Genomic DNA, 9,964 nt, shown 5'->3' with positions numbered 1-9,964 from the left:
TCGACGCTGCCGGACAGAGACGCAGCGAACGGCCACGCGCGCCTTGCAGAGCGAGCCGGCTTTGTCCCCGAGAGCGGCACGGCCCCCGATCCGCACCGAAAATTATTGTAGCATCTGAAATAATGAACTTCGAAATGGCCTGATTATCGTCATCCCGGGAATGGACCACCTTGAGCGTCAGGCGAGCGATGGGCTCGCCCTTCCAGGAGGATTGGCCATGTCTCGCATTCCCACCCCCGCCACCATCACGGACGCTCCCGAGGCTTCGCGTCCGCTGCTCGAAGCCGTGAAGAAGCAGATCGGCTCGGTGCCGAACCTGTTCCGGCTCGTGGCCCAGAGCCCGGCGTCGCTCGAAGGGTACCTCGGCCTCAACACGGCCCTCGAAAAGGGCACGCTGCCGGCCGCGACCCGCGAGCGGATCGCACTGGCGGTCGCCCAGGTGAACGGCTGCAGCTACTGCCTGTCCGCCCATACCCATATCGGCAAGACCTTCGCCCACCTCGACGACGCCGAGATCGCGGCCAACCGGGCCGGGGGCTCGACGGACCCGAAGGCCGACGCCGCCGTGCGCTTCGCGGTGAAGGTCGCGCTGGAGCGCGGTCATGTCTCGGAGAGCGATCTCGCGGCCCTGAAGCTTGCCGGTTACTCGGACGCGCAGGCCATCGAAGTGGTCCTGCACGTCGCCCTCAACACGTGGACCAACTACGTCAACGAGGTCTTCAAGACCGACATCGACTTCCCGGTCGTCGCGGCCCGTGCGGCCTGATGCTCCTGCGGCCACTCCCACCGTCCTGACAGAAGGATCATCCCCATGACGCTTCCGACATGGAGGGCCGCAGCCGTGATCGGCGCCGCCCTGACAACTGCTGCCTTCGCATCCGTCGGCCCGGCACGGGCCGACACCCCGTCGAAGCCGATCACCACGCCCGTCGCGCCCACGCATGTGCGCTACGGCAGCCTGCCCGTCGACGGTCTCTCCATCGCCTACCGCGAGGCCGGCAGGGTCGAAGCCCCCAAGCTCGTGCTGCTTTCCGGATTTCCGGCCTCCTCGCACCAGTACCGCGACCTCGTGCGGCTGCTGGCCGACCGCTTCCACGTGCTGGCGCCGGACTACCAGGGCTTCGGGTCGAGCGACATGCCGGACCCGGCACGTTACGCCTACACCTTCGACGCACTCTCGGTGACCATGGAGAAGTTCCTGGCCGCCAAGGGCTTCGATCACTACGGCCTGTACGCGCAGGATTACGGCGGCCCGGTCGGCTTCCGCATCGTGGGGCGCAATCCCAAGGCTCTGGACTGGCTGATCATCCAGAACACCAACGCCTACGAGGAGGGCTTCACCCAGGTCTGGGACGGACTGCGCGGTGCGCTGTGGAAGAACCGCTCGCCGGAGACGGAAAAGCCCCTCGAGGCCTTCCTGACCCGCGATGCCATCAAGGGCATCTACCTGCACGGGGCCGCCCATCCCGAACTGATCAGCCCGGACAACTGGGAGGCCGACTACGGCCTGATGCAGCGGCCGGGCGCCGTGCGCCTCAACCTCGACCTCTTCTACGACTACCGGAAGAACGTCGAGCTCTACCCCGTCTGGCAGACGTTCCTGCGCGACAAGCAGCCGAAGACGCTGATCTTCTGGGGGCAGGACGATGTCTTCTTCACCCCCGCCGGTGGCGAAGCCTACCTGCGCGACCTCCCCAAGGCAGAGATGCACCGGCTGAAGGCGGGGCACTTCGCGGTCGAGGACAATGCCGAGTACATCGCCGATCGGATGAAGGCCTTCTACGACCGCGCCGTCGCCAAGGGGCAATAGCCCGGATCCAGGACAAAGCCGGCGGCGCCCAGCCGCCGGCCTGTCTTCCGCCCTCCAGCCCACACAGTGGAGCCTCCCCGATGGAGACCAGACCCCCTTGCCCGCCCTTCACCCGCGAGACCGCCATCCGCAAGGTCCGCATGGCGGAGGATGCCTGGAACTCGCGCGACCCGCAGCGCGTGTCCCTCGCCTACACGCCCGACAGCCGGTGGCGCAATCGCTCGGTCTTCCCCCGGGGCCGCGCTGACATCGTAACGTTCCTGACCCGGAAGTGGGAGGCGGAGCGCGACTACCGCCTCATCAAGGAGTTATGGGCGTTCTCCGACACGCGCATCGCCGTGCGCTTCGCCTACGAGTGGCGCGACGCCCAGGGCGCGTGGTTCCGGTCCTACGGCAACGAGAACTGGGAGTTCGACGAGGGCGGCCTCATGGCGGTGCGTCACGCCAGCATCAACGACGTGGCGATCGCCGAAACAGACCGCCTGTTCCACTGGCCCCTCGGCCGACGCCCGGACGATCATCCCACGCTGTCCGACCTCGGACTTTGAGGCCGGGCCTTCGACGCCGCGAAGGCCGGGCCTCCGCCAAGTGCGATCAAGACGGTGGCATCCTCTCGAATGAGGGGAGGGACGGATCGATCCGATCCCAGGGCTGGCCGCGCCCCGTGTAGGTGATGACCTGCGGCCTGAAGCGGCTAGGCTCGTCCAGACTTGCGGCGTGAATCGTGAACAGATCGGGCATCGCCGAGAACGTCAGATAGACCGGCGAGCCGCAGGTGGAGCAGAAGGCGTTCGACTTGGTGCTTCCGCTGTCGCAGACCACCTCCCGCAGCGTCGCGCCACCCGAGAGGGTGACGGCTTGGCGCCGGCTGAAGGTCAGGTATGAGCCGTGCCCCGAGCCGCTCGCGCGCTGGCAGTCCCGGCACTGGCAATGGTTCATGAACACGGGTTCGGCGGCTATGCTGTAGCGGATGGCCCCGCAGGCGCAGCCGCCGGTAAAGGGATTGGCCATGGCGCGTGCCCCTGTCATTTCTGCTCGGACGCGACCGAGCCAAGGCGTGGCACCACCGTTTTCCAGCCGTTGCCCATGACATCGAGCGCAGACTGGTTGCGCGGCACGGCGAAGCCGGCATGGACGAGGCGCACCCGGGTGCCCTCGCCGGTTCGTGTCAGCGTCCACGTCACCGTGGTGTCCAGCGGCGAGCCGTAGCCGACGTTGTCGGCGTGACCTCCCTTCCAGCTGTAGACGAAGCGCTCGTTGGCGACGACCTCCAGCACCTGGCAGTGGATGACGCCGTCCCAGGATCCACCCGCCTTGGTCTGGAAGGTGAAGCGCGTGCCGGGCAGGGGCGCGAAGCCGGTCGGCGCCATCAGCCAGCGGCCGATCAGTTCGCCCGAGGTCAGCGCGCGCCAGATCGTCTCAGGCGAATGCGGAAACACCTCCTCGACGACGATGTCCCGGATGGCGGTCGCGGGAGCGCCGGTGGCTGTTGCTGTCATGGGTCAATCTCCTTGAGGACGGAGCGCAGGTCGCTGAAGCGGTCACGCCAGAACGCGTCGTAGTGGCTCATCCAGTCGGCGAGGGGGGCGAGACCTTCCGGCCGCGCCCGGTAGTAGACGTTTCGGCCCTCGGGCCGCTCGGTCACCAGGCCTGCCTGCTTCAGCGATTTCAGGTGCTGGGACACCGCCCCCTGCGTGACACCGCTCCCACGCGTGAGATCCACCACCGTGATCTCGCCCGACGTGATGATCCGCTCGAGGATCACGCGCCGAGTGGGAACGGCGAGGGCCTGGATCAAGGTATCGAGCGGTGCCGTGCTGAGCATAAAAAATAATTAGTGGAAGCTAATTGATGAGTCAACACTACTGGAATTGATGCTCACCGATCTCTCCGATGGGCGACAGGGCTCAGTCCTGATGTGTCGCGATGCTCGACCGCAGGGCGTCGGTCCAGCGGTGCTGCCGGCGCTCCCAGATCGAGCGCAGGGGACCGGGGAAAGACGGATCGGCGAAGCAGCCCACCGCGACGGCGGTCATGCCCGGCGCCGTGTCGGCCTGCCAGAACACGGTGCCGCCGCAGGACGGGCAGAACCAGAAATGCACCGATCCCCCGCTTTCGCCCTGGCGCGAATGGACGGTGGCGTCGCCCGCCGCCGTGACGCGGTCCTGCGGAAACCAGGCCTGCACGCTGAAGGCGCTGCCCGTCCTGCGCTGGCACGACAGGCAATGGCACAGCGACACCATCACGGGATCGCCTTCACAGACAGCCTTCAGATGCCCGCAACTGCAGCTCGCTTCGCGCATGACGTCCCCCGATGAGTGTTGCCGGCATTGCTCGCGCTCCTATGCGGAGGCGGCGGTGACGGGCTTAGACCGTAGAGTCTGTTGCGCAGGAGGTATGGCGCAGCAGCTCGACCGAATGGAGCGTACCATGCTTCGTCGCCTGCACGGCACGGTGCGTCGATCTCACCGCCGTGATTGTCCTACCTTGCCCCGGTCGAGAGTGGATGCTTGGGAGCGCCCTGGGTTCGAGCGCCCGCACCGCTCATGAGGTCGGATACGGCGCGTTGCGCCGCCTCGACGGCCCCTGCGAGGTAGCCGGGGTCCGTGATGCTGGTCTCGCTGCCCATCAAGGAGATTCGCCCTTCCCATGCCCCCGTCACCCAGGGACGCCGGTCGGGGCTGGGATGACCACCGGCAGCCCGGTCGTCGACGGTGGCCGTGAACGGGTCGGCAGCCCAGTCCTTGAACAGCGTCGCGACCGGCCTGGCGGCGTCGGGCCCGAACAGGCTCGCGAGCTGCCTCACGCAGGCCGCCACGAGGGCGTCCTGTCCGGCTGAGAGTCGCGCGTCCGCCGGAACGCCGACGAACCCGAACAGGGCGGCTTTTCCGGACGCCGTGGTCGCGTCGTGGACTTCCACCAGCGGGCCCACCGTGCTCTGCGCCGAGCCCGACAGCCCGGCCTCGCGCCAGAAGGGGCGGTCATAGATGGCGAAGATCTTCGCGTGCGGCGCCATCCAGGTCGGCGTCGCGCGCCAGCGGCGCGCCATGGCCGGGTCCAGGGCCGGGGCGAAAGGGATGGTCGCCTCGATCAGCCGCGGCGGCAGGGCGAGCAGTCCGTGAGAGCCCCGCAGGCGGCGCTCCGGCCCGGTCGGGCCTGCAAGGCTGACCTCGATCGCGTTGTCGACGAGCTCGATCCCCGTCACCTTCGCGTGGAGGTGGACACAGGAGGCGGGCAGGCCGGATGCAAGCGCCGCGACCAGGGCTCCGGTGCCGCCCGCGATCCTCATGGAAGCAGGTTCCTGGCTCAGGCCGTCGTAGCGCTGCGGTGCCTCGCGCGGATGGCGCTGGATGACCACGCCGCCTGCGCTGTTCTGGGCGAAGCAGGGCAGCCCGAGCTCCTCGACGAGGGCCGCCATCCCGGGCTGCATGCCGGGCCAGAACCAGGAGGGGCCGAGGTCGAAGCCGTCGGTCGAGACCTCGCCGGACGCATCCGCGGACAGGATGCGTCCGCCCAATCGGCCGCGCGCTTCCAGGAGCTCGAAGGCAAGCCCAGCCGTGTGGAGGAGACGCGCCGCCACCAAACCGGCGAGGCCGCCGCCGATGATCAGGACAGGGTTGGCGGTGGCTCCGGTGCGCACGACCTCTCCTTTGGGCCTCTAGTCTCTCGGACCGTTTGCCACCGGGGTGCGCAAGGCGGAGGTTGCAAGGGCGATCACGGCGACCACGAGCGGCAGGAACGACAGGCGAAGCACGACGTCCCAGCCATACGCCGTCAGCAGTCCGCCGGACGAGAACGATCCCACGGCCATCGTCCCGAAAACAAGGAAGTCATTGAGCGACTGGACGCGGGTGCGCTCCTCGGGCCGATGGCACTCCAGCACCATGGCGGAGGCTCCGGTGAAGCCGAAGTTCCAGCCAAGCCCCAGGAGGATCAGCGTCAGCCAGAAGTGGGTGACGTCGATCCCCGTGAGCCCGATCGCCGCGGCGAGCGCCGTCAGGCCGAGGCCTGCGGCCACGACGCAGTTGGCTCCGAAGCGGGTGATCAGCCGGCCCGTGAAGAAGCCTGGTCCGTACATGGCCACGATGTGCCACTGCAGGCCGGTATTGGCCGATTCCTGCGACAGGCCGCAGAGCCGCATGGCCAGTGGCGCCGCCGTCATGATGAAGTTCATCAGCGTGTAGGAGACGACCCCGCAGATCACGGCGGTGACGAAGCGCGGCTGCCGGACGATCTGCGAGAGCGCCCGGCCACCGGCCAGTTCCGCCGCGGTCGGCATCGGCACGTGCACGCCGGCCAGCACGAGCGCGGAGATCGCCGCGACGGCAGCCTGCGCCAGGAAGGTCGCGGCGAAGAGATAGGGCTGCCACAGGTTCATCGTGTGCGTGACGAGCTGCGGGCCGAGCACCCCCGCGAAGACCCCGCCGGCCATCACGGCGGAGAGGGCGCGGGGCTTGCGGGCCTGCGCCACGCAGTCGGCCGCCGCGAAGCGGAACGACAGCACCACGGCGGCGTAGGCGCCGCCGAAAAACGTCGCCAGGCAGAAGAGCGCAAAGGATCCGAGCAGGATGGCGAGGGACGCCAGCAGGCCGGTCAGCACGCCACATCCCGTGCCGGCGAGGAAGACGACCCGGCGCCCATGCCGCCGGGCCAGGGCGCCGGCCGGCAGGGTGCAGGTCGCCATGCCCACCACGAAGATCGAGATGGGCAGCGTGGCCAAAGCCTTGCTGGGCGCGAGCATGGCCCCGACGATCGCACCCGTGGCGTAGACCACGGCGGAGTTCGCTCCCGCGAGCGCCTGGGCCACGGAGAGCCGCAGCACGTCGGCTTGGCCCGAGCGGGTGGAAGGCGCGATCCCGCTCGTGGCGGAGAGGCTCGTGTCGGACATCGGACGGCCTCAGGCGGCGAGCTGGGCGCGCCAACGCGCGTCGCGACCGGACGGCCGGCGGTGCAGGCGGCGGTCGAGCAGCGCATGCGCCTTGGCCACCTCGCCGCTGCGCATCAGCGAGAGCAGGAGCATGTCCTCGACCATCTCGCGCTGAGCGCCGCTGCCGCCGATGCGCACGACCTCGTGCGCTGCCGGCTCCAGCAGCCTCACGCAGCCCGCGTAGTCCTCCCGGGCGAACGCCAGCGCGGCGCGGCAGACGGCGGGGACGACGGGCCCTGCGGGCAGCGCCCCGCGCTCGACCAGCGCCATGAGCGCCTCGGCTCGCTGCTCGACGGCAGCACCGTCATCCCCGGCGGCGGCCAGGATCGCCATGTGCACGTCCGCGAAGGCGAAGCCGGCCGATTGGAAGTACCTGCCGGAATAGGCGCGTGCCTCCTCCCAGAGGCGGGCTGGAACGGTGTGGCCGTAGGCGCCGAGGCGCCACAGGAACGAGGCGGTGTCGCTGACCACGTTGACCGGCATGCCCAGCGTCGCGGAGGGTTGGATTTTCGCCGCGTAGATCGCCAGAGCCCGCTCCGCGTCGCCGCGCTCCAGGGCGCCGAGCGCCGAGTGCCAGGCGATGTGACCGTGCAGGATCCCCGAGCGGTCGTAGCCCGGCAGCCAGTCTTCGATCAGGGCCTCGGCCTCGCCTGCCGCTCCGCCTTCGTACATCGCGTGCGACACGGCATGGGCCGCGTTGGCGTTCTGCCGGCGCAGGCCGAAGCCGCGCTCGGCCAGGGCCCGGCCATGGACCACGTTGCCGTTCTCGGCGTGGGACCAGCCGAGGTAGGTCTGGAACCACCAGTCGTCCGCCTCGTAGTGCCCGGCATGACGCTCGCAGAGGTCGACGCGGGCCTGGTCGTGGTCCGCCATGCCCGAAAAGGCGAAAAGACCGAAGGCACCGAGCGGCAGGGACAGGATCAGGGCGTCGCGCGGCCAGGTGTCTGCATGGGCGAGCGCCGCGTCCAACGCCTCGGCGGAACGGCCGTTGACGGCGAGGGCCACCGCTGCGACATGGCTGCGCTCGCGCTCCGTGCCCCGTGCGAGGACCTTCTCCTGCGCCGTCGCGGCCAGTGCCTTGGCCTGGGCGGCCTCGGCGCGCATGGCATGAAGCCGGGCCCGCGCCGCATGGGCCAGCGCGAAATCCGGGTCGGCCGCGATGGCCGCATCCAGCACCTCGGCGGCCCCCGGCCAAGCCGACAGGAGCAGGTCCACCCCTTCGCGATAGCGCGCTGCGGCAATGTCGGAGGTGGTGGAGAGCGGCAGGCCGCGGCTGTCTTGGTGCGCCATGGAAGCTGTCCTGGGAGAGGAGGCGATGACATGGAGCACTACACGGGAGACGCGTCGCGCGCTTTCGACGGCTCGCCAAATGACGTAGAATTCCTGCCAAAGCGGAGACGCCATGTCCTGGCAGACCATCCACGCACCGGCCGACGCGACCGAGCCGCAGCCGATCACGGTCAGGGTCCAGTCCGTCCCGCCCCGGCATACCTTCCCGGAGCATGCGCACGCCTGGCATCAGCTCGCCTATGCGATCTCGGGGGTGCTGACGGCGACGGTGGAGGGGAGGTCGTTCGTCATTTCGCCGGAGCAGGCGCTCTGGCTGCCGGCCGGCGTCAGCCATCGGGTCGGCTCGCTCATGGGGGCGGAGTTCCGCAGCCTTTGGATCGCGACCGAGGCCGGTGCCGGACTGCCGGGCCTTTCGACCGTCTTCGCCGTCTCGCCGCTGCTGAGGGAGCTGATCGTCGAGGCCGCCGCCCTCGAGAAGGTCCCGGACGGCGACGGCTATGCCGGGCGCGTCACCGCGCTGATCCTCGACCAGCTGCGGCGCGCACGCGCCCTGCCGGGGGCGCTGCCGTGGCCGAGGGCCGGCTCCGCCCTGCTGCCCCTGTGCGAGGCCCTCTACGCGCGCCCAGCCGACCATGCCGGTCCGGCCGAATGGGGCCGCTCGCTCGCGATGTCGGAGCGGACCCTGGCCCGCCGTTTCGATGCCGAGCTGGGCACGAGCCTGAACTCCTGGCGCCGCCGGCTGCGCCTGTTCAAGGCCATCGAGCTGCTCGGTGGCGGACTGGACGTGACGGGCACCGCCCTGGAGCTCGGCTACGGTTCAATCTCGGCGTTCATCTACGCTTTCCGCGTGGAGATGGGCTGCAGCCCGCAAGCCTACATGCGACGAGCGGGAGCAGGTATCGTGGGCAAGGGCGACTGATCCAGAAGCTCCGCTTCCGAGGGCCTCGTCGAGGGAAGGTCTCCATTGCGGGTCGCACGATGACATCGAGAAGCAAGGGGCCGGGAGCGCTGCGGCGTGCGTTGCCCATCCGGGACATCACGCCGAAAGCGGTTCAGGAGCGTCTCTCGTATCGGCTCCAGCAATTGATTGGGCCCGGAAAGCGGATGACCCTCCAGCAAGCATCGGCAGCGACCGGCATCGCTCCGCGCACGCTCAAGGCCTATGTCGAGGGCCGTGCCTGTCCAAACTTGGCGCGTTACGGGCGGCTGCTCCGCGTCCTCGGTCCAGAGGTGGGCATCGAGCTGGCCATCATGATCGGATGGGAGCCTCGCGCCTCCAATCCGATCCTGCCCCATACAGAGGACATCCGCGCGGTGCGCGACGGGATCGCCCAGACGATCCGCGCACTCGACATGGTGCTCCAAAACGAAGTCAGCGCCGGCGATGACGACGCCGAGACGGCACAGGCACGGGAGCCGACGGCTTCAGCAGCAAGGAGTCGATGAGGCTCAGTCGCTCGAGCAGTTCGGCTCTCAGTCCAGCAAGATCGACGGATCCAGGCTGACTGGCCTCGTTGCGCGGAATCCAGCCGTACATGCGATCGATGTCTCGACTCATTTCAGGGCCGAGCACGACCAGCAAGCGCTTGAACTTTGCCAGGTTCGGGCAGGCCGTCCCAGCGCAATAGGCTTTCAGGGAGCGTTCGTCGATCCCGGTCACCTGCGCGACCCCGCTATAGGACCATCGCCGCCCCGTCCCGATCATCTTGCGCAGCTGCAGGCTCAACCGCCGCGTGACCTCGGCAGGCGTGATGTCCTCGATCTCCAGCGCGTGATCGTCCTGGGGGAGCGTCGAAGTCTTTTTCATGAGCGTATTCTGCTCATGCGCACGTCGAAAAATCAAACATTTCCAGACGTTTGCGATGGAACAGGACAGGGTTTTGCGCAAAACGGTCATTGTTCTGCGCCGCGCCGAGGCTCACGATCATCGTCACGGG

General features: G+C 68.7%; 13 protein-coding genes. 5 read left to right on the top strand and 8 right to left on the bottom strand.

Translation table 11 applies throughout. The annotated features are described in order from the left end of the window. The first annotated feature begins 217 nt into the window (after window positions 1–217). The 3 genes from Q0Q47_RS19305 to Q0Q47_RS19295 all read left to right on the top strand — a co-directional run bounded on the left by Q0Q47_RS19305 (window position 218) and on the right by Q0Q47_RS19295 (window position 2,358). Window positions 218–766 (top strand): carboxymuconolactone decarboxylase family protein, encoded by a 549-nt coding sequence (locus tag Q0Q47_RS19305; protein ID WP_293863363.1) that lies wholly within the window; start codon window positions 218–220, stop codon window positions 764–766. Between the two features lie 45 nt (window positions 767–811). Next, window positions 812–1,810, top strand: a complete 999-nt coding sequence (locus Q0Q47_RS19300) for an alpha/beta fold hydrolase (RefSeq protein ID WP_293863361.1) — start codon at window positions 812–814, stop codon at window positions 1,808–1,810. A gap of 80 nt (window positions 1,811–1,890) precedes the next feature. Then, window positions 1,891–2,358 (top strand): nuclear transport factor 2 family protein, encoded by a 468-nt coding sequence (locus Q0Q47_RS19295; RefSeq protein WP_293863359.1) that lies wholly within the window; start codon window positions 1,891–1,893, stop codon window positions 2,356–2,358. A gap of 46 nt (window positions 2,359–2,404) precedes the next feature. Here Q0Q47_RS19295 and Q0Q47_RS19290 read toward each other — a convergent pair whose 3' ends face one another. From Q0Q47_RS19290 to Q0Q47_RS19260, 7 genes are all read right to left on the bottom strand, one after another. Next, the gene (locus Q0Q47_RS19290; RefSeq protein ID WP_293863357.1) at window positions 2,405–2,821 is read right to left on the bottom strand and encodes a GFA family protein; all 417 of its coding nucleotides are present in this window, start codon (window positions 2,819–2,821) and stop codon (window positions 2,405–2,407) included. 14 nt (window positions 2,822–2,835) lie between these two features. After that, window positions 2,836–3,309, bottom strand: a complete 474-nt coding sequence (locus tag Q0Q47_RS19285) for an SRPBCC domain-containing protein (RefSeq protein WP_293863355.1) — start codon at window positions 3,307–3,309, stop codon at window positions 2,836–2,838. Then, the gene (locus Q0Q47_RS19280; RefSeq protein ID WP_293863353.1) at window positions 3,306–3,635 is read right to left on the bottom strand and encodes a helix-turn-helix transcriptional regulator; all 330 of its coding nucleotides are present in this window, start codon (window positions 3,633–3,635) and stop codon (window positions 3,306–3,308) included. The genes Q0Q47_RS19285 and Q0Q47_RS19280 overlap by 4 nt, the downstream gene beginning before the upstream one ends. 82 nt (window positions 3,636–3,717) lie before the next feature. Then, window positions 3,718–4,113 carry a GFA family protein gene (locus Q0Q47_RS19275; RefSeq protein ID WP_293863351.1) on the bottom strand — a complete coding sequence of 132 codons (396 nt, stop codon included), beginning with the start codon at window positions 4,111–4,113 and terminating at the stop codon, window positions 3,718–3,720. Between the two features lie 179 nt (window positions 4,114–4,292). Further along, window positions 4,293–5,450 (bottom strand): FAD-dependent oxidoreductase, encoded by a 1,158-nt coding sequence (locus Q0Q47_RS19270; protein ID WP_293863349.1) that lies wholly within the window; start codon window positions 5,448–5,450, stop codon window positions 4,293–4,295. 18 nt (window positions 5,451–5,468) lie between these two features. Beyond that, window positions 5,469–6,698 (bottom strand): MFS transporter, encoded by a 1,230-nt coding sequence (locus tag Q0Q47_RS19265; protein ID WP_293863347.1) that lies wholly within the window; start codon window positions 6,696–6,698, stop codon window positions 5,469–5,471. Window positions 6,699–6,707: 9 nt separating this feature from the next. Continuing rightward, window positions 6,708–8,027: a tetratricopeptide repeat protein gene (locus tag Q0Q47_RS19260; RefSeq protein ID WP_293863345.1), complete on the bottom strand. Its 1,320-nt coding sequence runs from the start codon at window positions 8,025–8,027 to the stop codon at window positions 6,708–6,710. A gap of 112 nt (window positions 8,028–8,139) precedes the next feature. Here Q0Q47_RS19260 and Q0Q47_RS19255 point away from each other — a divergent pair, with 112 nt between their 5' ends. Both Q0Q47_RS19255 and Q0Q47_RS19250 read left to right on the top strand, forming a co-directional pair. Then, a complete protein-coding gene (locus Q0Q47_RS19255; protein WP_293863342.1) occupies window positions 8,140–8,946 on the top strand; it encodes a helix-turn-helix domain-containing protein in 807 nt (268 codons plus the stop codon). A gap of 59 nt (window positions 8,947–9,005) precedes the next feature. Further along, complete coding sequence (locus Q0Q47_RS19250) at window positions 9,006–9,473, top strand: helix-turn-helix transcriptional regulator (protein ID WP_293863340.1); 468 nt, start codon at window positions 9,006–9,008, stop codon at window positions 9,471–9,473. Here the strand turns inward: Q0Q47_RS19250 and Q0Q47_RS19245 are convergent. After that, the gene (locus tag Q0Q47_RS19245) at window positions 9,400–9,834 is read right to left on the bottom strand and encodes a hypothetical protein (protein ID WP_293863338.1); all 435 of its coding nucleotides are present in this window, start codon (window positions 9,832–9,834) and stop codon (window positions 9,400–9,402) included. The genes Q0Q47_RS19250 and Q0Q47_RS19245 overlap by 74 nt on opposite strands. Window positions 9,835–9,964: the final 130 nt, after the last annotated feature.

It is taken from the genome of uncultured Alsobacter sp. (assembly GCF_945952055.1).
GTDB lineage: Bacteria > Pseudomonadota > Alphaproteobacteria > Rhizobiales > Beijerinckiaceae > Alsobacter.
This window is presented reverse-complemented; position numbering and strand designations above follow the sequence as displayed.